23 protein-coding genes are annotated in these 21,084 nt (G+C 73.2%); 14 read left to right on the plus strand and 9 right to left on the minus strand.

The genetic code is table 11. The annotated features are described in order from the left end of the window. Nucleotides 1-21: 21 nt before the first annotated feature. Nucleotides 22-954 (plus strand): ABC transporter ATP-binding protein, encoded by a 933-nt coding sequence (locus WQO_RS32360; protein ID WP_237274235.1) that lies wholly within the window; start codon nucleotides 22-24, stop codon nucleotides 952-954. Then, complete coding sequence (locus WQO_RS32365; protein WP_010059130.1) at nucleotides 947-1,666, plus strand: ABC transporter ATP-binding protein; 720 nt, start codon at nucleotides 947-949, stop codon at nucleotides 1,664-1,666. The genes WQO_RS32360 and WQO_RS32365 overlap by 8 nt, the downstream gene beginning before the upstream one ends. Here the strand turns inward: WQO_RS32365 and WQO_RS32370 are convergent. After that, nucleotides 1,623-2,273: a GPR1/FUN34/YaaH family transporter gene (locus WQO_RS32370; protein ID WP_010059131.1), complete on the minus strand. Its 651-nt coding sequence runs from the start codon at nucleotides 2,271-2,273 to the stop codon at nucleotides 1,623-1,625. The two genes, WQO_RS32365 and WQO_RS32370, sit on opposite strands and share 44 nt — an antisense overlap. A gap of 172 nt (nucleotides 2,274-2,445) precedes the next feature. Beyond that, a complete protein-coding gene (gene bla / locus WQO_RS32375; RefSeq protein WP_010059132.1) occupies nucleotides 2,446-3,381 on the minus strand; it encodes a class A beta-lactamase in 936 nt (311 codons plus the stop codon). A 165-nt stretch (nucleotides 3,382-3,546) separates the two neighbouring features. Here bla and WQO_RS32380 point away from each other — a divergent pair, with 165 nt between their 5' ends. The 6 genes from WQO_RS32380 to WQO_RS32405 all read left to right on the plus strand — a co-directional run bounded on the left by WQO_RS32380 (nucleotide 3,547) and on the right by WQO_RS32405 (nucleotide 9,182). After that, on the plus strand, nucleotides 3,547-4,449 hold the full coding sequence (locus WQO_RS32380) for a LysR family transcriptional regulator (RefSeq protein WP_010059134.1): 903 nt from the start codon (nucleotides 3,547-3,549) through the stop codon (nucleotides 4,447-4,449). Further along, on the plus strand, nucleotides 4,446-5,348 hold the full coding sequence (locus WQO_RS32385; RefSeq protein WP_010059136.1) for a serine hydrolase: 903 nt from the start codon (nucleotides 4,446-4,448) through the stop codon (nucleotides 5,346-5,348). The genes WQO_RS32380 and WQO_RS32385 overlap by 4 nt, the downstream gene beginning before the upstream one ends. A 147-nt stretch (nucleotides 5,349-5,495) precedes the next feature. Continuing rightward, nucleotides 5,496-6,365, plus strand: coding sequence for a phosphatidylinositol-specific phospholipase C/glycerophosphodiester phosphodiesterase family protein (locus WQO_RS32390; protein WP_058954178.1), 870 nt, complete (start codon nucleotides 5,496-5,498; stop codon nucleotides 6,363-6,365). A 117-nt stretch (nucleotides 6,366-6,482) separates the two neighbouring features. Beyond that, entirely contained in the window at nucleotides 6,483-6,677 is a 195-nt protein-coding gene (locus WQO_RS32395) for a hypothetical protein (RefSeq protein WP_010059139.1), read from the plus strand. A gap of 39 nt (nucleotides 6,678-6,716) precedes the next feature. Continuing rightward, nucleotides 6,717-7,457, plus strand: coding sequence for a hypothetical protein (locus WQO_RS32400; RefSeq protein WP_058954179.1), 741 nt, complete (start codon nucleotides 6,717-6,719; stop codon nucleotides 7,455-7,457). A 135-nt stretch (nucleotides 7,458-7,592) separates the two neighbouring features. Then, nucleotides 7,593-9,182 (plus strand): hypothetical protein, encoded by a 1,590-nt coding sequence (locus tag WQO_RS32405; RefSeq protein ID WP_010059141.1) that lies wholly within the window; start codon nucleotides 7,593-7,595, stop codon nucleotides 9,180-9,182. Between the two features lie 16 nt (nucleotides 9,183-9,198). Here WQO_RS32405 and WQO_RS32410 read toward each other — a convergent pair whose 3' ends face one another. Continuing rightward, complete coding sequence (locus tag WQO_RS32410; protein WP_010059142.1) at nucleotides 9,199-9,570, minus strand: DUF779 domain-containing protein; 372 nt, start codon at nucleotides 9,568-9,570, stop codon at nucleotides 9,199-9,201. A 99-nt stretch (nucleotides 9,571-9,669) separates the two neighbouring features. On the opposite strand from WQO_RS32410, the gene WQO_RS32415 reads away from it, so the two are divergent. Then, complete coding sequence (locus tag WQO_RS32415; RefSeq protein WP_010059143.1) at nucleotides 9,670-10,047, plus strand: hypothetical protein; 378 nt, start codon at nucleotides 9,670-9,672, stop codon at nucleotides 10,045-10,047. 76 nt (nucleotides 10,048-10,123) lie between these two features. Further along, nucleotides 10,124-10,303 carry a CsbD family protein gene (locus tag WQO_RS32420; RefSeq protein ID WP_010059144.1) on the plus strand — a complete coding sequence of 60 codons (180 nt, stop codon included), beginning with the start codon at nucleotides 10,124-10,126 and terminating at the stop codon, nucleotides 10,301-10,303. A gap of 216 nt (nucleotides 10,304-10,519) precedes the next feature. On the opposite strand, the gene WQO_RS32425 is transcribed toward WQO_RS32420, so the two are convergent. From WQO_RS32425 to WQO_RS36185, 3 genes are read right to left on the minus strand one after another with little or no spacing between them, the layout of a single operon-like run. After that, entirely contained in the window at nucleotides 10,520-11,191 is a 672-nt protein-coding gene (locus WQO_RS32425; RefSeq protein ID WP_010059145.1) for a hypothetical protein, read from the minus strand. Then, nucleotides 11,188-11,370: a DUF6480 family protein gene (locus WQO_RS32430; RefSeq protein WP_010059147.1), complete on the minus strand. Its 183-nt coding sequence runs from the start codon at nucleotides 11,368-11,370 to the stop codon at nucleotides 11,188-11,190. Before WQO_RS32430 ends, WQO_RS32425 begins: the two co-directional genes overlap by 4 nt. Next, nucleotides 11,355-11,495, minus strand: a complete 141-nt coding sequence (locus tag WQO_RS36185; protein WP_158073229.1) for a hypothetical protein — start codon at nucleotides 11,493-11,495, stop codon at nucleotides 11,355-11,357. Before WQO_RS36185 ends, WQO_RS32430 begins: the two co-directional genes overlap by 16 nt. A 3-nt stretch (nucleotides 11,496-11,498) precedes the next feature. On the opposite strand from WQO_RS36185, the gene WQO_RS32435 reads away from it, so the two are divergent. Beyond that, nucleotides 11,499-12,704, plus strand: a complete 1,206-nt coding sequence (locus WQO_RS32435; RefSeq protein WP_010059149.1) for an FUSC family protein — start codon at nucleotides 11,499-11,501, stop codon at nucleotides 12,702-12,704. Between the two features lie 124 nt (nucleotides 12,705-12,828). Beyond that, a complete protein-coding gene (locus WQO_RS32440; RefSeq protein WP_010072978.1) occupies nucleotides 12,829-13,020 on the plus strand; it encodes a DUF6381 family protein in 192 nt (63 codons plus the stop codon). A 125-nt stretch (nucleotides 13,021-13,145) separates the two neighbouring features. On the opposite strand, the gene WQO_RS32445 is transcribed toward WQO_RS32440, so the two are convergent. Together WQO_RS32445 and WQO_RS32450 are read right to left on the minus strand one after the other, a co-directional pair. Then, entirely contained in the window at nucleotides 13,146-14,153 is a 1,008-nt protein-coding gene (locus WQO_RS32445) for a PHP domain-containing protein (RefSeq protein WP_029182155.1), read from the minus strand. 114 nt (nucleotides 14,154-14,267) lie between these two features. Next, nucleotides 14,268-15,962: a helix-turn-helix domain-containing protein gene (locus tag WQO_RS32450; protein WP_058954227.1), complete on the minus strand. Its 1,695-nt coding sequence runs from the start codon at nucleotides 15,960-15,962 to the stop codon at nucleotides 14,268-14,270. A gap of 280 nt (nucleotides 15,963-16,242) precedes the next feature. Here WQO_RS32450 and WQO_RS32455 point away from each other — a divergent pair, with 280 nt between their 5' ends. Then, nucleotides 16,243-16,860 carry a hypothetical protein gene (locus WQO_RS32455; RefSeq protein WP_010059155.1) on the plus strand — a complete coding sequence of 206 codons (618 nt, stop codon included), beginning with the start codon at nucleotides 16,243-16,245 and terminating at the stop codon, nucleotides 16,858-16,860. 162 nt (nucleotides 16,861-17,022) lie between these two features. Further along, on the plus strand, nucleotides 17,023-19,563 hold the full coding sequence (locus WQO_RS32460) for a SpoIIE family protein phosphatase (RefSeq protein WP_010059156.1): 2,541 nt from the start codon (nucleotides 17,023-17,025) through the stop codon (nucleotides 19,561-19,563). Nucleotides 19,564-19,584: 21 nt separating this feature from the next. Here WQO_RS32460 and WQO_RS32465 read toward each other — a convergent pair whose 3' ends face one another. Further along, nucleotides 19,585-20,946 carry an FAD-dependent oxidoreductase gene (locus WQO_RS32465; RefSeq protein ID WP_010059157.1) on the minus strand — a complete coding sequence of 454 codons (1,362 nt, stop codon included), beginning with the start codon at nucleotides 20,944-20,946 and terminating at the stop codon, nucleotides 19,585-19,587. Nucleotides 20,947-21,084: the final 138 nt, after the last annotated feature.

The raw sequence follows: 21,084 nt of genomic DNA on the forward strand, positions 1-21,084 counted from the left end.
GACCTCTCCGTCCGCTTCCGGATGCGCGGCGGCCGGGACATCGCCGCCGTCACCGACGCCCGCTTCTCCGTCGCACCGGGGGAGTGCCTGGCCCTGGTCGGCGAGAGCGGCTGCGGCAAGTCCGTTCTGGCCTCCGCCCTGCTAGGCCTGCTGCCCGCCAACGCGGCCACCACCGGCAGCGCGCTGCTCGGCGGGAACACGGACCTGCTCTCCGTCGGCGAACGCACTCTCGCCCGCACCGTACGGGGACGGCGCATCGGCCTCGTACCGCAGAGCCCCGCCGCCCACCTCACGCCCGTGCGCACCGTCCGGGCCCAGCTGGAGGAGAGCCTGCGCGAGCTGACCGGAGCGCGGGGAAGCGAGCTGCCGAAGGCCGCCGTCGCTGCCGCCGCCCGCGCCTCGTTCCCCGAGGGCCACCTCGACCGCTACCCGCACGAGCTCTCCGGCGGTCTCGCCCAGCGCGCCGCGACCGCCCTCGCCCTGATCGGCGACGCCCCGCTGCTGCTCGCCGACGAACCGACCACCGGACTCGACCGCGACCTCGTCGAGCGGACCGTGGACGAACTGCGCCGCCACACCGACGAGGGCCGGGCGCTGCTGATCATCACCCACGACCTGGCCGCCGCCGAACGCATCGCGGACCGGGTCGCCGTGATGTACGCGGGCCGGATCGTCGAGATCGCGGACGCGGAGGACTTCTTCGGCGCACCCGGCCCCCGCCACCCGTACGCGAAGGGCCTGCTGGACGCCCTGCCCGAGCGGGAGTTCACCCCGATCCCCGGGATGCCGCCGGAGCTGGGGGCGCTGCCCGAGGGCTGTGCCTTCGCCGAGCGCTGCGCGTACGCCGATGCCCGCTGCACCGGCGAACGCCCGGCCTTCAGGGCGGGCCTGGCCTGTCACCACGGGCCGGCCGGCCGGGCATCCTCCCCGTCGAAGGAGTCCGCCGATGCTTGAGCTGAACCGGATCACCGCCGGATACGACCGGCGCGACCCCGTCGTCCGCGATGTGTCCCTGCACGTCGGAGCGGGCGAGGCGGTCGGACTGCTGGGCCCCAGCGGCTGCGGCAAGTCGACCCTGGCCAAGGTCGCCGCCCTCCTGCACCGCCCGGACGCCGGAACCATGACCCTCGACGGCACGGTGATACGCGGCTGGCGGCACCGCGCCCCGCGCGAGCAGCGCACCGCCGTCGGCGTGGTCTTCCAGCAGCCCCGGCTCTCCGCCGACCCCCGCCTCAGCCTGCGCGAACTGATCGCCCAGCCGCTGCGGTCCACCGGCCGCCGCCGGGAGGTCCCCGAGCGGGTGGCGGAACTGGCCCGGTCGGTCGGCCTCTCCGACGAGCTGCTGGAGCGCCGCCCGCACGCGGTGAGCGACGGCCAGCTCCAGCGGGCCTGCCTGGCCCGGGCCCTGGTGCTGCGGCCCCGGCTGCTGATCTGCGACGAGATGACCGCGATGCTCGACGCGTCCACCACGGCCGCCCTGGTCGCCGTCGTCGAGCGCTACCGCGCCGGGTCCGGGGCGGCCCTGCTGGCCGTCGGCCATGACCGGGTGCTGCTGGAGCGCTGGTGCGACCGTACGGTCCGCTGGGACGAGCGCGAGACCGAGAAGACACCGGCCGGGACCGTCACAGCTGGTGGCGGACCCCGGCCTCCTGCTGCGCCTCGGTGAGTTGCTCGCGGAGGTCGCCCTCGATGGACTCGCGGGCCTTGCCGCGGCGGAAGAGGGGAAGCACGGTGCGCTGCTTGCTGTCCTCGACGAGCAGAGCCAGCCCGCCGTAGAGCGCGAAGACCCCGATGCCGAGACCGGTCCAGCCGGCCGCCGTCTGGAAGAAGGTGCCCAGGTCCGCCTCGTACAGGCCCGTGAGGGCGAAGCGCACCGCGGTGAGGGTGAGGAGGACGGCGAACAGGGGCTTGGACTGCACGGCCGCCCCGGCGAGCGCGAGCACGAAGGGGACGAGCGCCAGGAGGAAGACGGCCTGGGCCACCACCGGCTTGCCGGGCGGTGAGTCCAGGGACGTCACGCTCGTGCCCGCCCAGGCGGCGCCGAGCAGCAGCAGCGCCGTGCCCGCCCCGGCGTCGCGGGCCAGGAAGGCGAAGACTCCGCCGACGAGTTGGAGCGGCACGACGAAGATGAGGACGAGGAGCAGCAGGATGCTGCTCTGCGCGGCCGGCACCCAGCCGAGTTGGAGGGAGGACAGCACCGTGCTGCCCATGCCGAGGGCGAAGAAGCCCAGCGGGAGCGGGCTGGCGATCGGTCGCAGCACGATCCGCGTCACGGCGTCGGTCGTCAGCGGCTCTGAAGGGCTGTCGGGGCGGGGTTCCTGAGTCACCGCGCAAGCGTACGAGTTTCGGAGGCGCCCGTGGTCACCGGCCCAGGCGCTCGGCCGGACCGAATCGGGTGCGTGGACCGGGGCCCCCGGTCCACGCACCCGATTCGGTCCCCGCCCGCTAGGAGAGCGAGTCGACGACCACGGAGGCCGCTTCGGCGATCAGCCGGTCGTCCGGCTCCGCGTCCTTCGTACCGCGGTGCGACAGGACGGCGATCACGATGGGCGCGGAGTCCGGGGGCCACACCACGGCGATGTCGTTGCGGGCCCCGTAGAAGCTGCCGGTCCCGGTCTTGTCGCCGACGACCCAGTTCTTCGGCACACCCGCCCTGATCACCGCGTCCCCGGTGGTGTTGGTCCGCAGCCATGTCGTCAGCTGCGCCCGCTCCGGTGCGCGCAGGGCCTTGCCCAGGACGAACGCGCGCAGATCCCCGGCCAGCGCCCGGGGTGTGGAGGTGTCCCTCTTCTCGCCGGGGACCCAGCGGCTCAGTTCCGGCTCCTCCCGGTCCATCCGTGTGACGTCGTCGCCCAGCTTCTCCAGCGAGGCGTCCAGGCCCTTGGGCCCGCCGACGTGGTCGAAGAGGAGGTTGGCCGCGGTGTTGTCGCTGTAGCGCACGGAGGCGTCGCACAGCTCCTTCAGCGTCATGCCGGTGTCGACGTGCTTCTCGGTCACCGGGGAGTTGGCGACCAGGTCCTCGCGGGTGTAGGTCACCCGCTTGTCCATCCCGTCCAGGGAGTAGGTGCTGAGCACGACCGCGGCCTGGAGCGCCTTGAAGGTCGAGTTGTAGGCGAAGCGCCCCCGGTCGTTGTGGGTCACCTCGCGTCCGGTGCCGGTGTCGATCGCGTAGACGCCGAGCCGCGCGTCGAACTTCCGCTCCAGCTTCTGGAAGTCGCCGGTGTACGGCTTCACGGAGGCAGTGGCGGCCGACGTGCTCGCGGCGGGCTTGGCGGAGGAGGGCGGCGCGGTGGAGTCGCTCTGCCCGCAGGCCGCCAGCGGCACGAGGGACAGCGCGGCGGCCAGACCGGCGACGGCGGTCCTGACGCGGGGGTGATGCATGGGCGAAACCTCCTGGCGCTCCGGACCGGAGCGCATCGGGGACGGGGCCGCACGACTCCGTCCCGGTACGTGATCATGCCTGCCGAAGCCACCTTCGTCGCCTCCGGTCATGCGGTCCAATACGCTCATGCGCGTTTCCATGCCGAAACCGCATAGGCTCGGGGTATGGATCTGGTCGGAGCATGCCGGGCGTTCGTCAGCGTCAGTGAGTACGGCGGCTTCACCGACGGGGCGGCCGCCGCGGGGATGTCCCAGTCGGTGGCGAGCCGCCGGGTCGCGGCCCTGGAGGAGCGCTTCGGCGAGCCGCTGTTCGAGCGCACGTCGCGGCGGGCGGTGCTCACCCCGTTCGGGCGCGACATGCTGGCCGCCGCCCGGCAGCTCGTCCAAGCGGCCGACGTGCTGCTGGAGGAGGCCGAAGCCGTCAAGGACAAGCCCTGGCGACTGGCCGTCCCCGCCATCTGCTCCGCGTCCGCCCTGGCGCGCCTGGTCGCCGAGGCACGGGGGCACGGGGTCCGTCTCGACCTCCGGACCGCCGGACCGGCGCGCCGCAGGGAACTCCTCCAGGCCCAGCAGGTGCGCGCCGCTCTGCTCGCCGTACCCGCCGAGGGGGCGCCCTGGTCCGTGCCGCTGGGGCTGGCCGGGGCGCGGGACGGCGGGGTGCGGCGGATCTACGTCGAGACACTGCGGCTCGGACGGGGTACGCCGGACCCGGCCCGCCGTATCTGGATCCAGCCGGAGGACGACGTACCGCACATCCGCGACCCCCTGACGCGGCTGCGGGACGCGGTGGGCCTGCGGCCCGCGCAGGTTCTCGCCGCACCGGACCTGACGGCCGCCGCGGCCGAAGTCCTCTGCTCCGAGGACCTGCTGCTGTGCTCCCGGGCCCAGGCGGAGGAACTCGCCCTGGCCTGGCACCCCATCGGAGAGATGACGCCCCGCCGGGGCTACGCCCTCACGGTCGTGGCGGACGGCAACCCCCTGCCCATGGAAGCGCGGCTGGGCGAGGCCATCGCCCGCTGCCTGGGCGCGGACGACCCGGCCGGCGCCGGGGGAGGGAAGGCGGCATGAACACCGAGGCCCTGCTGCGGGACGTGCGCGCCCGGCTGTCCGAAGGCGGCCTGCGCGCGTGCCTGCTGGTACGGGACCTGGACACGGGGGAGGAGCTGGGCATCGAGCCGGACACCGACCTGCCGTCGGCCTCCCTGGTCAAGGTTCCGCTCGCGCTCGCCACGCTCGAACGCATCCGGCGCGGTGAGCTGGACGGCGCGGCCCTGCTGGACGTGGCGCCCGGGCGCGTCACCACCCCGGGCCCGACCGGCCTCAGCCGCTTCCGGCACCCCGCCCGGATCGCGATCGACGACCTGCTCTACCTCAGCACCTGTCTGAGCGACGGGACGGCCGCCGACGCGCTGTTCGACCTCACTCCGCCCGACCGGGTCGCCGACCTCCTCCAGGAGGCCGGCCTGCGCGGGATCACGGTCCGGCACCGCACGGAGGAGCTGTTCGACACACCCGTGGAGCGTTTCGACGCCGACCAGGTGCACCTCGCCCACGCGCTGGCCATCGACGCGGGCACCAGCGGCCGCGGCCACCGGGTGCCCCAACTCGACTCGACCCGCGCCAACACCGGCAGCGCCCGCTCCTTCGTCGACCTCCTCCAGGCCGTGTGGATCCCGTCGAAGATCCATCCGGAAGTGGCCGAACGGCTCCGCGACCTCCTGGCCCACAACGTGCTGCGCCACCGGCTGACCCCGGACTTCAGTTCCGACGCGAGCCGCTGGTCCTCCAAGACGGGCACCCTGCTGAACCTGCGACATGAGATCGGCGTCGTGGAGCACGCCGACGGACAGACCTTCGCCGTGGCCGTCCTGACCGAGTCGTCGGTCCCGGCGGGCGCACAGCCCGGCGTCGACGGGCTGATGGCCGAAGCCGCCCGGCGGCTGCGCGACCATCTCCGACAGCTGTAGGTCTCCCTCCGGTCGTGTCCGGCCGCCGATCCGCCCCGGAGGTGGCCAGGGCGTGAAACATCGCCGAACACCTGTCAGGTACCTGACGGGAATGCCGGTCGTGCCCCCATACTCGACGCGACCCCGTCCGCCGCTCAGGGAGTCCCCATGGCCCACCCCACCCGCCGCCGCGCGCTCACCGTCGCCCTCGCCGCCGCCGCGGGCGTCGCCGTCCCCACCGCGACGGCGGCCGCCGCACCCGCCCGCCCGCGCGGCCCGCGTCCGTTACGCCACGCCCACGCGCACAACGACTACCTCCACCCGCGCCCGCTGCACGACGCGCTGGCCCACGGGTTCACCAGCGTCGAGGCGGACATCTTCTTGGTCGACGGCGAACTGCTCGTCGCCCACGAACCCGCCACCCTCGACCCCAGCCGCACCCTCGCCTCGCTCTACCTCGACCCGCTCGCCGCCCTCGTCCGCGCCGGACACGGCAGCGTCCACCCGCACCACCGGGCCCCGCTGCAGCTCCTCATCGACATCAAGGCCGACGGCGTCGCCGCCTACCGCGAGCTGGACCGGCAACTGCGCCGCCACCAGCGCATGTTCACCCGCTACCAGCGCGGCCGCGTCGTCCCGAAAGCCGTCACCGCCGTCATCTCCGGCGACCGCGCCGCCCGGGCCCCGATGGAGGCCCAGCGCACCCGCCTCGCCTTCTACGACGGCCGCCTCGACGACCTCGGCACCCCGGCCCCCGCCTCCTTCGCCCCGCTCGTCAGCGCCAACTGGACCCAGAACTTCAGCTGGCTCGGCGCCGGCCCCTTCCCTCTGGCCGAGCGCGACCGGCTCCGCACCCTCGTCACCACCGCCCACCGCGAAGGCCGCCGCATCCGCTTCTGGGCGACCCCGGACGTGGCGGGCCCCGAACGCGAGGCCGTCTGGTCCGAACTGCTCGCCGCCGGGGTCGACCACCTCAACACCGACGACCTCGCAGGGCTCGAAAAATTCCTGCGGGCCCGCAGTGCGCTGATCTCGTAACGCGCCACCTCCCGGAAGTACCCGTTCGGCGGACACGCCAGTGCGCCGAACGGCCCCTCCGCTGCGCCACACTGGCGGCCGAAAGCCGCAAATCAGGCGCGGCGGAGGAGGTTGGTCATGGCCGTTTCGATCTCACTGGTGCTGCTCCTGGTGATCCTCGCGGTGATCTTTCTGCGCAACGGCGGACTGAAGGTCTCGCACGCCCTGGTCTGCCTCCTGCTGGGCTTCTTCCTCGCGGGTACGAGCATGGCGCCGACCATCCACGACGGCGTCGGGGCCACCGCCGACCTGGTCAGCAGCCTGCACCCCTGACCGTCCGCATCCGCCCCGGACATCCCGCACAATGGGCAGATGTCTTTTCCGCCCCCCGGCCGGCACTCGGGCGCCGCCCACCACGAGTACTGCAACACCGCCCTGTGCTGCCGGTGCCAGATGCGGACCTGGACGACCAAGGCGGGCAACGAGCGGCTCTGCGGCCCGTGCGCGGCCTGCTGCCACGAGTGCGGCCGGGCCCCAGCCCCTCATCTGGACGGCCTCGACGGCGGGCTGTGCGCCGAGTGCCGCGGCCTGTGCGGCCGCTGCCACGCCCCCAGGCGCCCCGACGGCTCCTGCTCCTGCGACCGCTGGCGGGAGAACGCGCGGAGCAACCCCCGCGGCTATGTCCTCCAGGCCCTGCCGCACCAACTCCTCCAGGCACTCGGCGGCAGGGTGCCCAGCACCGTCCACGACCTCATCCACCAGGAGATCGCCGTCCGCAGCGCCGCCCAGCTCCGCGAGCGGATCGAACGACGCTGGAACCTCCGCTGGGCCCACGCGCTGGGTGAGCTGGACGAGGACGGCCGCCGCCGGTGGAGCGCCCAGGACATCGCCGAACAGCTCCTGCGGCCCGGCTCCTGCACCGACCCGCTGTGCGAGGACGGCTACCACCTCACGACCGACGCCCCGTGCGCCCACTGCCGGCAGCCGCTGCACCGCTTCGTCACCTCGGTCGCCGACCACACGGCCACCTCGGAGCACGCACGCTCCACAGCCGCGGAGATCCGCCGGGCCATGCAGGAGAACCGCTCCCGCCCCAAGCGCCCGCAGCGCTGAGGAACCCACCCCGGCCCGGGCATGTTGCGGCAGCGTGTCGGGCCCGCGAAACCCTCCTTGTTTCCATGGACACTTCACGGACCTCCTCCTAACGTCGGGCGGCGGCGCGACCCCCGTCCGTAACCGAGGAGCCCGATGCCCCCGCCGTACCGCAGAGCGCTCGCCCGCGCCCTGGCCCTGACGCTCGCCGTCGCCACGCTCACCCTGGCCGGGCCCACGACCCCGGCCCTGGCCGACGACATCCCCAAGGCCCCCGGCCACGGCCTGGTCAAGGGGTACGAAGGCGCTCCCGCCACCGCGTCGCCGGTCCCCGGGCAGGCGCCGCCGCAACACCCGTACCTCGCCCCCAACGGCCGCAGCGGCATGCACGCGGACGCGGCGGGCAGCGGCACCCACCCGTACGCCGGACCGCTCGGCCGGAGCCCGGAGGTGACCAGCGAGAAGATCGCCCCGGTCGGCGGCGAGTGCGCCACCGCGACCTTCGACGCGGCCGGCCGGCTGATCACGGTCTGCGGGACGTTCACCGGCTTCCTGCTCAAGCTGCTCGACCCGCGCACGCTCGACACCCTCGCCGAGTACCAGTTGCCGCAGCGCTCCTCAACGGTCGAGGCGATCACCCGGCTCGACTTCTCGAAGATCTTCAAGGACACGTCGGGCGGCGCCTACTTCTACCTGGACGACCAGGACCGGGTCGTCCTCGCCGACGCGCGCCAGCACGTCCTGCGCATCGCCCACCGCCAGGACGCCGACGGCCGCTGGGAGTTCGTCGTCGAGGACGACTGGGACCTCACCGGACACGTCCCGCACGACTGCGTGTCCTGGACCAACCTCTTCCCCAGCGGCGTCTGCGATCCGGTGACCTCCGTGATGCCCGACTGGCAGGGCCGGATCTGGTGGGTCACCCGGCTCGGCCGGGTCGGCACGGTCGACCCGGACACCTCGGCGATCCGGTCCCTCCGGCTCGACGGCGAGGAGATCCAGAACTCGTTCTCCGTGGACCGGGAAGCGGTCTCCATCGTCTCCGACCACGCCCTCTACAGCTTCACGGCCGAGGCGGACGGCACCCCGCGCATCCGGTGGCGGCAGACGTACGACCGGGGCACCGGCACCAAACCCGGCTCGGTCAACCAGGGCTCCGGCACCACCCCCGACCTCTTCGGCACCGACGAACAGTACGTCGCGATCACCGACAACGCGGACGACCGGATGAACGTCCTGGTCTTCCGCCGGGGCGCGGACGTCCCCGCCGACCGCCGCCTCGTCTGCTCGGTCCCGGTCTTCGGCCCCGGCCGTTCCACCACCGACAACTCGCTGATCAGCTGGGGCGACAGCCTCGTCGTCGAGAACAACTACGGCTACGAGAACCCCACCTCCCTGCTGCTGGGGCGCAGCGTCGTCGGCGGCGCCACCCGTATCGACGTACGGCCCGACGGCAGCGGCTGCGACACCGTCTGGGAGAGCGCCGTCCGCTCGCCCTCCACCGTGCCGAAGCTGTCCACGGCCAACGGGCTCCTCTACTTCTACGAGAAGGAACCCAACGCCCTGGGCATCGACGCCTGGTACCTGACCGCCGTCGACTTCCGTACCGGCGAACGCCGCTGGCGCACCCTCACCGGCACCGGGCCCGCCTACGACAACAACTGGGCGCCCATCACCATCGGCCCTGACGGCACCGCGTACGCGGGTGTCTTCAACGGCATCGTCGCGGTGCGCGACACCGCCTGACGGGCAGCACGCCTCCTCATCCGTTCCCCTCCACCAGTCGGGAACGGATGAGGAAGCGCACCCCTTCCGGGGCCTCCAGCGAGAAACCGCTGCCGCGGCCCTCCACCACGTCCACGATCAGCCGGGTGTGCGCCCACACCGCGTACTGGCTCCGCGACATCCAGAAGGGCACCCTTTCGGACATGCCTTCGACGGCGAGTTCCGCCAGCAGCACATCGGCACCCCCGGTGCGGAACTCACCCGCCGGGTAGCACATCGGCGCGCTGCCGTCGCAGCAGCCGCCCGACTGATGGAACATCAACGGACCGTGGTCCGTCCGCAACCGCCGCAGCAGACCGGCCGCGGCAGGTGTCAGCTCGACGGCGGGTGATTTCGGGTCACACTCCATGGACCTGCCCCTTTCCGGCCGTGGCGGCGCTGCGACAACCGGAGGCAAGTCCACTCGACCGGACGTTGCGACCGGGTTGCACACCCTAGGCTGGCGCCCATGGAGCAACGGGAAGTCGTGAAGCGCGTGATCGGCATCCTCACAGAGGCGCGCGAAATGCAGCGCCTGCTGGAGGCGGACCTCGAACGGGAAGATCTGGACGCGGGAGCGGGCGCCGTCACCGCCCTGCTGAACGAGACGATGCCCCACATCGCCATCCCCGACGACTTCTCCGTCGAGGAGGTGGTCGCCGTCGTCGGGCGCGAGGTCGGCGGGGCGGTCGAACAGCTCGTGAGCGCCTTCACCCTCGCGTTCACGATGCTCGCCCAGGTCCACGACTCCGGGCAGACCGACGTGTCGTCGGCCGACGTCCTCCAGGATCTCGCGCTGCGGGTCGAGGGCGGCGGTCCGGACGACGACGACAATCCGCTGCTGTAGCCCCCTGCGTTTCACGGCGCCGCTATGCATAGTGGAGGGAGGAAGCGCGTATCTCCCTCGCGGCATGGAGGCAGCTGTGGGAAAGAGCACCGACATAGCCCGCGCCAAGGCGCGGCGGCTCAAAGGCATGATCAAGGAATCGGACGGCATCGCCCTCGAGGACGAGCGGCTGAAGGCCGAGGGCAGGAGGGAACAGGCCGAGGCCCGCCGCGAGGAGGCCCTGGCACGCGTGTCGCGGGCTGCTTCCGGCCGCTGAGAGTGAGCTGGGCGCCTGTGCCGTCACCGTACGGCCGGGCGCCCTCGCCGTGGCCCGCGGCGTGACCGTACGCGCGGCCCGCGCCGTCACCGTACGGCCCGGGCGCCTTCGCTACGACCCGCGCGCCATTGCGAGACCGGGCGCCTTCGCCCTGGTCCGTGCCTTCGCGAGGCCGGATGCCTTGGCCCTCGCCCGCCTTGGCGACGCGCGCGGGCGTCACGTCCGGGCGAGGGCCGTCCCCCGGACCCTCTCGGCGGTCTCCCGGTCGAGAGCCGCCCTGACCAGCGCCGCGGCGAACGCCGCCCGGTCCCGGTCGCGCGCCACGCCGGAGAGGCGTCCGGTGGAGGTCGGCAGACCGAGCCGCTCGGCTCCTTGAAGGCCCTTCGCACCGACCCAGAACCCGGTCTCCGGCCACACGGCCTGGACCTCGCGTACGAAGATGTCGGCACCCGCCGGTCCGATCCCCTGGACACGCCGGAGCCCCGCCCGCAGCGCCTCCGTGTCGCCGTCCGCCTCCGCGCGCAGCCGCCGCAGGTCGCCCTTCCAGACGTCGAGGACGAGGTCGGCGCCCTCCCCGAGCTGGGTGGAGGTCCGCTCGTCGTAGCGGCGGTAGCCGCCCTCGCCCAACGCGTCCACACGCTCCCGCCACGTCGCGTCCGCCATCCGGCGCGGGGTGCGCATCCCGTGCGCGAACAACGCCCGCGCGGCGGCCACGGCGACCGAGGCACGGATCCGGGCGCTCAGCAGATGGCTCAGCACCAGAAGCTGGTAGAGCGGCTGCGGGGTGTCGCGCAGCCGGATCCCCGCCTCCGCCGCATACGTCCGCCCGCACTCCTCCATCAGCGCGTCGGTGATCCGGCGCGCCGATGCGGACACCGTGCCGGTCATCCGTAGCCGAAGATCCGGGCGAGGAAGAATCCGGCGACCATGAGCGCTCCCAGCACGATCAGGGCGGTCCAGACGCCCGGGTGCTCCCACAGTCCTCCGTCCGCGCGTTCCTCGTGGGCCTCGCCGATGGAACCCTCGGCCGGCGGTGTCTCTCCTGGGGGATTCAGTAGTACAGCCATGCCTCCAGGGTCTCTCCGACCACGGCCCCGCGCACCCCGTCCGGTTCCCGCAGCCGGATGCGGGGCCGTACGGCGGAGCCCGGCCGGAGGGAGCGCTGCGGCGGGGCGAATCGGGGCACCGTCAAGGAATGCCCCGAGTCTCCGCCCCCGTCGTCAAGCTCGTGCAGCGCACCACCGAACCCGCCGGGGTGCAGACGCTGCGCTCGACGGCCGCCGCCGTCATCGCCTACTCCGTGGCTGTCTGGCTCCTGCCCGAACCTGCCCCGCTCACCGCGCCCCTCACCGCGCTCCTGGTCGTCCAGGTGACCCTCTACGCGACCCTCACGACCGGCATCCGCCGCGTGAACTCGGTCATCGTCGGCGTCCTCATCGCCATCGGCTTCAGTTCCCTGGTGGGGCTGAGCTGGTGGAGCCTCGGCCTCACCATCTTCACCTCGCTGCTGATCGGACGACTGGTCCGCGTCAACGAGTTCGTACCGGAGGTGGCGATCAGCGCGATGCTCGTCCTCGGCGTCTCCCAGGTCGCCGACACCGCCTGGGACCGGGTGTGGGAGACCCTCATCGGCGCTGTGGTCGGGCTCCTGTTCAACCTGCTCCTCGCCCCGCCCGTCTGGGTCGACTCGGCCGGCTCCTCCATCGAGTCGCTCGCCGCCCGGATGGGCACGATGCTGCGCAGCATGGGCGAGGAGGTCGTGGGGAACAACCCCGTCTCCCGGGCCGCCGCCCGGTTGCACGAGGCCCGCAGGCTCGACCACGACATCGTGGAGGTCGACGCCTCGCTGCGCCAGGCGGAGGAAAGTCTCACCCTCAACCCCAGGGTGAGACAGGGGCTGCTGCACCGGGTCGTCCTGCGGACCGGGCTCGACACCCTGGAAATCTGCGCCGTCGTCCTGCGCGTCCTCTCCCGCACCCTCACCGACCTGGCGAAGGCCCGTACCGAGGAGTCGCTCTTCCCTGCCGACGTGGCGGAACTGCTCCAGGAACTCCTCGGCCATCTCGCCGAGGCGATCGAGAGCTTCGCCGTTCTGGTCACCACCCAGCTCGCCGCCGACGCGGAGGCGGCCGAGGAACGGCTCGCCGAAGCGCTCGCCCGCAGCCGCGCCACCCGGGACCTGGTGGCCGACCTGCTGCTGGAGGACGTCCAGGAGCACCCGCGCCAGTGGCAGCTGCACGGTGCTCTGCTCGCCGAGATCGACCGGGTGCTGGCCGAACTCGACATCGAGGAGCGCACCAAACGGCTCGGCGAGGAGCTGGGCCGCCGCGCGGGCGAGGCGCACGCGCGCCACCCCCGGCTGCGCGCGCTCCTGCGACGTCTCGGGCGGCAGCCCGCCTGACCGGCCGCACCGCTGCGGCACCGCCGATTCCGGTGACCGGGCCCCGGCCATGCGGGATGCGGAGGCGGCCGGTCGCTGGTTCGCTGGGGGCAGAGGTCCCGTACCCGGCGTCCAAGGAGTGGTGATGAGCGGTTCGGACGAACCCGCCGACCTGGCTCGGCAGATGCGTGAGAAGGCCCAGCAGCTCCACGAACAGGCAGAGCGCGCGAGCGACCCGCAGGAGCGCGAGCGGCTGGAGAAGAAGTCCCGGACGATCCGGGACCGGAGCGAGCAGCAGAGCGCCATGGAGGCCGGGGACATCTACCCCCAGAAGTAGCCCGGCCGACGCCTGCCCATCCGCCCGCCCCGGAGGACGTACACACCTCCGGCGGCGGGCGGGCGCGTGCGGTGCCGAAGGGGCGGGCAGGCCCGTGCGGCTCCGCGGAAGCAGCCGGGTACGGGTCAGCCGGCCCATTCCAGGAGCCGTTCCGCGCTCCAGGTCGTCACCACCCGGTCCGCCGGGACCCCGCACTCCTCGGCACGGGCACACCCCGACCGCTGCCAGTCGAGCTGCCCCGGAGCGTGCGCGTCCGTGTCGATCGCGAACAGCGCTCCCGCCGCGACGGCCGCGCGCAGCAGCCGCAGGGGCGGGTCCTGCCGCTCCGGGCGGCAGTTGATCTCCACCGCCGTTCCGGCCTCGGCGCAGGCCGCGAAGACCCGGTCCGCGTCGAACCGCGACTCGGGCCGGCCACGCCCGTCCAGCAGGCGTCCCGTGCAGTGGCCGAGCACATGCGCCCGCGGATGGCGCACGGCCGCTTCCAGCCGCCGTGTCATCGGGGCCGGGTCCATCCGCAGCTTGGAGTGGACCGAGACCACCACCACGTCCACCCGTTCCAGCAGCTCCTCCTCCTGGTCGAGCGAGCCGTCCGGCAGGATGTCGCACTCGATCCCCGTCAGCAGCCGGAACGGGGCCCACTCCTCGTTGAGCCGTTCCACCACGTCCAGCTGCTCCCGCAGCCGTTCCGGCGACAGCCCCTTGGCCACCGTCAGCCGCGGCGAGTGGTCGGTGAGGACGGCCCACGCGTGGCCCAGCTCCGCGGCGGTCCGGCCCATCTCCTCGATCGGGCTGCCGCCGTCCGACCAGTCCGAGTGCATATGACAGTCGCCCGTCAGCCGCGCGAAGAGGTCCTCGCCCCCCTCGACGGGCGGCTCGGCCGCGGCCTCCTTCTCCAGCCGGTCCAGATATCCGGGCGTCTTGCCCGCCAGGGCCTCACGGATCACCTCGGCCGTACGCGGCCCGATGCCGGGGACCCGCTCCAGGGACTTCGCGGCCACCCGCTCGGCCGCCTCCCCGGAGGACATGGCGTCCACGGCGGCGGCAGCCGTACGGAAGGCCTTCACCCGGTAAGTGGCGGCCTGCGAGCGTTCCAGCAGGAACGCGATCCGCCGCAGCGCGGTGACGGGATCCATCGGCACCTCCACCAGAAGCCTCTGCGGCCGACCCGGGCCCGCCGGGCAGGCCGCCCGCCCTCACCAGCATGAGCGCCCCCGGCCCCGCCCGCCTCCGCGCCCCCGTTCACCGGCTCAGGACGCGGCCTCGCTGCCGTCCACCGCAGGCACCCAGCGCCCGGCGGTCGTGTCGTAGTCCAGTACGGAGTGCCCCCGTACCCCGTTCGTACGGAACGGCCGCCCGCCGTCGTCGATGCGCACCGTGCCGGACCGGCCGCCGCTGCTCCAGGCCAGCTCCGCCACCCAGGAGCAGTCGCAGCCGACCGTACGGCCGGTGATCAGGAAGACCTCGGGATCGGTGACCGAGACGCGGTACGGGAAGGCGACGGCCTCGATGGGCTCGCCCGAGTCGTTGCCCGCGACGGAGCGGGCCACCGGGCGGTCGGCGTCGAGATCCACGTCGAACATCCTCGGGGTGAGGGACCCGCCGCAGCCGGAGCTCATCCGGTAGACCCGGCCCTCGGCCGGTGAGCTGCGCTCGACCACCCGGATCCGCAGGGACTCCAGCACGACGGCCCGGTCGTCCCGGCCCTGCAAGGTGATCCGGACACCGGTCTCGCCGGCGTGCACCGCGCCGAGCGCCCCTGCCCAGGACGCCGCGTCGGCCTCCACCGGGGGCGGCGGGACGGCGGCGGGCGCCCGGTCGAGGAGGTAGGCGTGGTCGCAGCCGTTCTTCCAGACGTGGTCGTCACCGGTCCAGGTGAACGGCACCCGCCCGGCTACCGGGCCGGACGAGGGCCCGGAGGACCGGGGCAGGCCCTCCTTGCGCGGCCCGATCCCGGGCGACGTGGTCGGCGAGGGGCTGCCCGACGGCGTCTTCCGCGGGGACCCGGTCGCGGTGCCCTGAGGCTTCTCGGGCTTCGGGGAGCCGGAGGTGGGAGACCCCAGGGAGTCCGCGGGAGGCCCACCCGGGACCTGGGCCACCGACGAGCGCCCGTCGGGGCCCGAGGACCAGGGCCGTCCGAAGGCTGCGACCAGGGCGAGGACGAGGACCGCCGCGGCGAGGACGCCGAGCCCCTGCCCGTACCGGCGTGCACGAAGTGACCGGATTACCGGCATCCGGGAAGCGCGGTGCTCGGCCGAGCCGGACTGCGCGGGACCGGGGCCGGAGGCTGGGGTGAGGGCGGGGACGGGCGTGGCTTCGGGGGCTGTGCCGGGGAGCGGCACCGCGTGCGGCGGCTCCCCGTCGGGCGGCCCGGACCGCCCGGACAGGGCCCCGGGCGCACGCGGCATGGCCACAGCGCCTTCCGACGGCGCCCCGGCCACCTCCGCCTCCGCTCCCTGCTCCGCCTCCGCGCCTTCCTCCGCCTCCGCTCCCTGCTCCGCCTCCGCGCCTTCCTCCGCCTCCGCTCCCTGCTCCGCCTCCGCGCCTTCCTCCGCCTCCGCTCCCTGCTCCGCCTCCGCGCCTTCCTCCGCCTCCGCTCCCTGCTCCGCCTCCGCGCCTTCCTCCGCCTCCGCACCCTGCTCCGCCGCCGAGCCTTCCTTCTCCTCCGCCACCCCCTGCCGGTCGAGCCGCTCGCCGTCCGCCAGGAGCCACAGGCGGTGCAGCGCCTCCCGTTCCTCTGCCGGTGCGCCGCACAGCCGGGCCAGCCGCTCCACCGGGGCGAACTCCGCGGGCACCGTCCGCCCCGTGCAGTACCGGTGCAGCGTCGAGCCGCTGACCCCGATGCGGCGGGCCAGCGACGCGTACGTCCGGCCCGACCCCTCCCGCAGTGCGCTCAGCCGCTCCGCCAGCACCGCCCGTGCGGCCCCCTCGGCGTCACCCGACACGCTCGTCCTCCCCTGCCGCTGTTCCAGGGCGTTCCAGCCCTCCGGGAACACCCACGTCACCAGGGGTGGGACGGTTCCAGCCCGGCCGGAAGCCGTGCCGCGCTTGTCCGCATCCGGGGCTGCGGCCCAGGCTGGTGCCCGTTCCACTCCGCCGCCGTTACGGACCCCACCGGGCTCCGTACGCCTCGGCGCGACGCCGTACGTACGAACGAGCCGTACTAACGAACGGCCGCACGGTACGCACCACCTGACCGCACCATCCGAAACGGGGAACCTCACCATGCGCAACCTCCGCACCGCCCTCCTGACCGTCCTGGCCACGGGCCTGGCCGTCACCGCCCTGGCCCAGGTGCCCGCCGCCGCGGCCCCGGCGCCCGCTCCCGCCCAGCCGAAATTCCTGAGCGCGAGCCAGCTGCCCGCCTCCCCCACCCCCTGGACGGCAGGCCCGGTCCGCAAGGGCGTGCCGGCCGACGGGTCCGTCTGCACCACCGGGATCGCCCTGGCGGCCGGCAGCCGCCACCGGGACTTCCGCACCGAGCTGGACACCAACGCCCGCCAGACCATCACGGTCGCCCCCACCACCGCCAAGGCCAGGAAGCTCGCAGCCGAGCTGCGGAGCGCCCTGGAGACCTGCCTCGACCGGCTGAAGGAGCAGGACCCCGGCCTGGAGGGGGAGGCGTTCTACCAGGGCCGGATCAACGTGGAGGAGGGCGCGCACGTCTACAGCATCGACACGTCGTACCCGGAGGTCGGCTCCACCGACATCGCGCTCTACTCCGTCGGCCGCGACGGCAGGACCGTGACCGTCGTCGAGTGGGGCCAGATGGGCGAGCTGGACGGGGCTCCGCTGGAGGGCTTCAAGAAGACGACCCGCACCGCAGTCGCCAAGCTGCACTGATCCCGCTTCCGCGACCGGCCGCCGCGAGGGGAGCAGCCGGTCGCGGAGGTGCGCGGTACCCCGGATCGGGAGCATGCTGGCTGTGTGACCCGGCACGATACGCCCCGGTCTGCCCCGCCCGCCGGACATGGGACCGTCGCCGGGGCGGCCGACGCTGGCCGTGTGCCCGACGAGCTGTCCCTCGTTCTCGCCCAGGCTCTCGTCAGCGCTGTCGAGTCGAGCGACGGCTTCGCCGGCGGCGTCTACCTGCGCAGCCGGACGCCCGGACTTCTCCGGCTCGCGGTGCTCGCCGGGCTGCCGGGCCCGCTGTTCCGGCCCTGGTGGCGGATGCATGTGAACCGCCCCTTCCCGGTGTCCGAGGCCTACCGTTCGGGTCGGCCCGTGCTGCTCTCCGACGCGGAGGAGGCCATGCGCCGCTTCCCGCAGCTGATGGCCGGGCTACCTTTCCCTTTCGGTTCCCTGTGGGTGCCCATCACCGGGCCCCGGGGGAGTATGGGCGTGCTCGTGGTGATGCGTTCCTCCACACCGGGACGGCCCGTCGCCACCGCCGACGGCGAACGGCTCCGCCGCCTGGGCCGCCGGCTCGGCGCCGCGCTCACCAATCTGGAGCGACGGGGTGTCGACTGCGTGTGGGAGGCGGAGCCGGTCCCGGTACAACTGCCCGCCGCGACCACGCCGCCGGTGCGCGTCGGACGCTTCGACTGGGACCTGCACTCCGGGCAGGTCGCCGCCGACGACGAACTCTGCGAGATCCTCGGCTTCGAGCCCGCCGCGTTCCCGGGCACCGTGGACGCGCTCGCCGAACGGCTGGTCCCCGAGGACGTGTACGGGCTGTGGGCCCTGGCCCGGCAGACGGTGGAGTCCGCCGAGCCGGTCGTCCGCCGGATGCGGCTGCGCGGCCCCGACGGCCGGTCCCATCTGCTGGAGCTGTCCGGCCGCTGGACGCACCCGGACGGCGATGTGTCCGCCAGCCATCTGACCGGCTTCCTGGTCGACCTCGGTGCGGGGCCCGTCGTACCGGAGGCCGCCGATCGGCTGCCCCGGGGAATCCTCTCCCTGGACCGGCTGGGCCGGATCACGTACGCCAACGGCCTCGCCGAGGAACTGCTCGGCCACTCCCGCACCGAGCTCGTGGGCCATCCGGTGTGGCAGGCCCTGCCGTGGTTCGGGCACGAGGCCTACGAGGACCACTACCGGGCGGCCCTGCTCGCCGACGAGCCCGTCCACTTCCTCGCCCGCCGGCCGCCGGCCCTCTGGCTGTCGGTGTCCCTGTACCCGGGGCACGACGGGGTGAGTGTCGTCCTCCAGGCGACCGATCAGCCGGCCTACGCTCCCGGCTCCGTCACCACACCGGGCCTGGGCATCGGTTCGACCGCCGACCGTTCCTCCGCGCTGTACCGGCCCGTGGCCCTCGCCATCGCGCTGACCGAGGCGGTCACGGCCCGTCAGGTCTCCTCGGTGGTCACGGACGAGCTGCTGCCCGCGTTCGGCGGCCGTCAGCTCGCGATCTATCTGCTCAACGAACGCCATCTCCATCTGGCCTGGGAGACAGGGTTCCCGAAGGGTTTCCTCGACCGCTTCGACGGGGTCGGTCTCGACGTCAGCATTCCCGGGGTGGAGACCCTCACCACGGGCCGTCCGATCTTCTTCGAGTCCATGCAGCGTCTGGCCGAGGCCTATCCGGGCATCCCGATCGACGCGGACGTCGGGGCGCGGGCGTTCCTGCCGCTCATCGCCTCGGGACGGCCTGTCGGCTCCTGCATCCTCGGCTTCGACCGGCCGCGCGGCTTCAGCCCGGAGGAGCGTACGGTCCTGACGGCCCTGGCCGGCCTGATCGCGCAGGCCCTGCAGCGCGCCCAGCGCTACGACAGCGAGTCGGCGCTCGCCCGCGGCCTTCAGGACGCCCTGCTGCCGCACCGGTTGCCCGAGGCGGACGGGGTGGACACGCTGGGCCGCTATCTCTCCGGCACCCAGGGCATGGACGTGGGCGGTGACTGGTACGACGTCATCGAGACCGGCCACGAACTCGCCCTGGTCATCGGGGACGTTCAGGGCCACGGTGTTTCCGCCGCTGCGACGATGGGCCAACTACGCAGTGCGGTGAGGGCGTTCGCGCTGAGCAAGCACGATCCGCAGGAGGTGATGAGCGGCACGAACCGGCTGCTCATCGACCTGGATCCGGGCCAGTTCGCGAGCTGTTGCTACATCGCGCTCGACCCGGCGACCGGTGTGGCCCGTGCCGTACGGGCGGGGCACCCGCAGCCCGTGCTGCGGCGGCCCGACGGGCGGACGGAGGTGCTGGACCTGCCCGGCGGCATCGTGCTGGGGATCGACGGCGACGCGGCCTACCCGGTCACGGAGATGCGGCTCGAACCGGGGGCGATGCTGGCCCTGTTCACGGACGGGCTGATCGAACGCCCGGGGACGGACATCGACGAGGGCATCGAGCGGTTGCGCGCCACCGTCGAACGCATCGGCGCGGTCCCCCTGGCCGAGACGGCCGACCAGGTCATCGGAGAGGCGAGAGCGGCGACAGACCGCCCCGACGACATCGCGCTCCTGCTCGCTGCCCGCTGGGCCGAGGCACCCGTCGCCCGTCGGCGCCGGACGGCACAGGAGCCCGGGCCCGGGCCCGATCTGTGGCGCACGTTCAGGAGGCCCGACCCGGGGCATTCGACGGGTGCCCCGGATCCGGCCTCCTAGAAGGTGCCTGGAAAGCGCCGGTCAGGCGCCGGAGGCGCCCAGCATGCCCTCGCGCTCCACGACCTTGATCCGCTCACGGCCCTGGGCCGCGCCCAGCGCCTGCTCGTGGGCGTCCAGCTTGTGCCAGCCCTCCCAGGTCGTGTAGCGGACGCCCCGGCCTTCCAGGAACGCCTCGACAGCCTCCGGAGCGGGCGTGGCCGGCTCGGGCAGACGGCCGGCGGCACGGTCCTCCAGGACGCAGGCGACCGTCTCGTTGGCGTCGCCCTTGGTGTGTCCGATCAGACCGATCGGGCCGCGCTTGATCCAGCCGGTGACGTAGACCGAGGCCATGTGCTCGTCCCCGGCGATGACGCGGCCCGCCTCGTGCGGGACGGTGCCGGAGGTGACGTCGAAGGGGAGCTTGGGCAGCTCCTCGGAGTAGTACCCGACGGCACGGTAGACGCTCTGCATGTCCCAGTCGGTGAACTGGCCGGTGCCCCGGACGTTCCCGGTGCCGTCCAGCTCGGTGCGCTCGGTGCGCAGCGCGGTGACCTTGCCGTCCTCGCCCAGGATCTCGACCGGGGACTCGAAGAAGTGCAGGAACAGCTTGTGCGGGCGGTCGCCGACATCGCGGATCGCCCAGTTCTCCAGGGTCTGCGCGACCATGTTGGCCTGCTTGTTCTCGCGGCGGGTCGCGATGGAGCCCTCGTCGTACTCGATGTCCTCGGGGTTGACGATGACCTCGATGTTGGGGGAGTGGTCCAGCTCCCGCAGTTCCATCGGGCTGAACTTGGCCTGCGCCGGGCCACGCCGCCCGAACACATGCACCTCCAGCGCCTTGTTCTGCTTGAGACCCTGGTACACGTTGTCCGGGATCTCGGTGGGCAGCAGCTCGTCGGCCGTCTTGGCCAGGACCCGGGCCACGTCCAGGGCCACGTTCCCGACGCCGAGCACGGCGACCTTCTCCGCGGTGAGCGGCCAGGTGCGCGGGACCTCGGGGTGCCCGTCGTACCAGGAGACGAACTCGGCCGCTCCGTAGGACCCGTCCAGCTCGATGCCGGGGATGTCGAGCGCGCGGTCGGCCTCGGCGCCGGTGGAGAAGATCACCGCGTCGTAGAACGACCGCAGGTCGTCCAGGCCGATGTCGTGCGGGTAGCTGACGTTCCCGAAGAGCCGGATCTGGGGCTTGTCCAGCACCTGGTGCAGGGCCTTCACGATCCCCTTGATCCGCGGGTGGTCGGGGGCCACGCCGTAGCGGATGAGGCCGAAGGGTGCGGGCATGCGCTCGAAGAGGTCGATGGAGACCCCAGGGTCCTGGCAGACCTCGGATTTGAGCAGCGCGTCCGCAGCGTAGATACCGGCGGGGCCGGCTCCGACAATGGCGACGCGGACGGGGCGTGTCATGGCGTGGTGATCCTTCGGGGCGGGCGAACGCGGGCAGGTACAGCGTACGTCGGAGGTAAGGGTTGGCTTACTAGTCTCCACCCCACACCGTAAGCGATCGCCGCGCGGGCCCTTCGACCGGCCCCGCCTGGAGTGCCC

This window comes from Streptomyces globisporus C-1027, assembly GCF_000261345.2.
Classification (GTDB): Bacteria; Actinomycetota; Actinomycetes; order Streptomycetales; family Streptomycetaceae; genus Streptomyces; species Streptomyces pakalii.

Coding starts and splice junctions, on each gene's coding strand:
- WQO_RS32360 (WP_237274235.1), top strand. CDS start 22: ATGCGCGGCGGCCGGGACATCGCCGCCGTCACCGACGCCCGCTTCTCC.
- WQO_RS32365 (WP_010059130.1), top strand. CDS start 947: ATGCTTGAGCTGAACCGGATCACCGCCGGATACGACCGGCGCGACCCC.
- bla (WP_010059132.1), bottom strand. CDS start 3,381: ATGCATCACCCCCGCGTCAGGACCGCCGTCGCCGGTCTGGCCGCCGCG.
- WQO_RS32380 (WP_010059134.1), top strand. CDS start 3,547: ATGGATCTGGTCGGAGCATGCCGGGCGTTCGTCAGCGTCAGTGAGTAC.
- WQO_RS32385 (WP_010059136.1), top strand. CDS start 4,446: ATGAACACCGAGGCCCTGCTGCGGGACGTGCGCGCCCGGCTGTCCGAA.
- WQO_RS32390 (WP_058954178.1), top strand. CDS start 5,496: ATGGCCCACCCCACCCGCCGCCGCGCGCTCACCGTCGCCCTCGCCGCC.
- WQO_RS32395 (WP_010059139.1), top strand. CDS start 6,483: ATGGCCGTTTCGATCTCACTGGTGCTGCTCCTGGTGATCCTCGCGGTG.
- WQO_RS32400 (WP_058954179.1), top strand. CDS start 6,717: ATGTCTTTTCCGCCCCCCGGCCGGCACTCGGGCGCCGCCCACCACGAG.
- WQO_RS32405 (WP_010059141.1), top strand. CDS start 7,593: ATGCCCCCGCCGTACCGCAGAGCGCTCGCCCGCGCCCTGGCCCTGACG.
- WQO_RS32410 (WP_010059142.1), bottom strand. CDS start 9,570: ATGGAGTGTGACCCGAAATCACCCGCCGTCGAGCTGACACCTGCCGCG.
- WQO_RS32415 (WP_010059143.1), top strand. CDS start 9,670: ATGGAGCAACGGGAAGTCGTGAAGCGCGTGATCGGCATCCTCACAGAG.
- WQO_RS32425 (WP_010059145.1), bottom strand. CDS start 11,191: ATGACCGGCACGGTGTCCGCATCGGCGCGCCGGATCACCGACGCGCTG.
- WQO_RS32430 (WP_010059147.1), bottom strand. CDS start 11,370: ATGGCTGTACTACTGAATCCCCCAGGAGAGACACCGCCGGCCGAGGGT.
- WQO_RS32435 (WP_010059149.1), top strand. CDS start 11,499: ATGCCCCGAGTCTCCGCCCCCGTCGTCAAGCTCGTGCAGCGCACCACC.
- WQO_RS32440 (WP_010072978.1), top strand. CDS start 12,829: ATGAGCGGTTCGGACGAACCCGCCGACCTGGCTCGGCAGATGCGTGAG.
- WQO_RS32445 (WP_029182155.1), bottom strand. CDS start 14,153: ATGGATCCCGTCACCGCGCTGCGGCGGATCGCGTTCCTGCTGGAACGC.
- WQO_RS32455 (WP_010059155.1), top strand. CDS start 16,243: ATGCGCAACCTCCGCACCGCCCTCCTGACCGTCCTGGCCACGGGCCTG.
- WQO_RS32465 (WP_010059157.1), bottom strand. CDS start 20,946: ATGACACGCCCCGTCCGCGTCGCCATTGTCGGAGCCGGCCCCGCCGGT.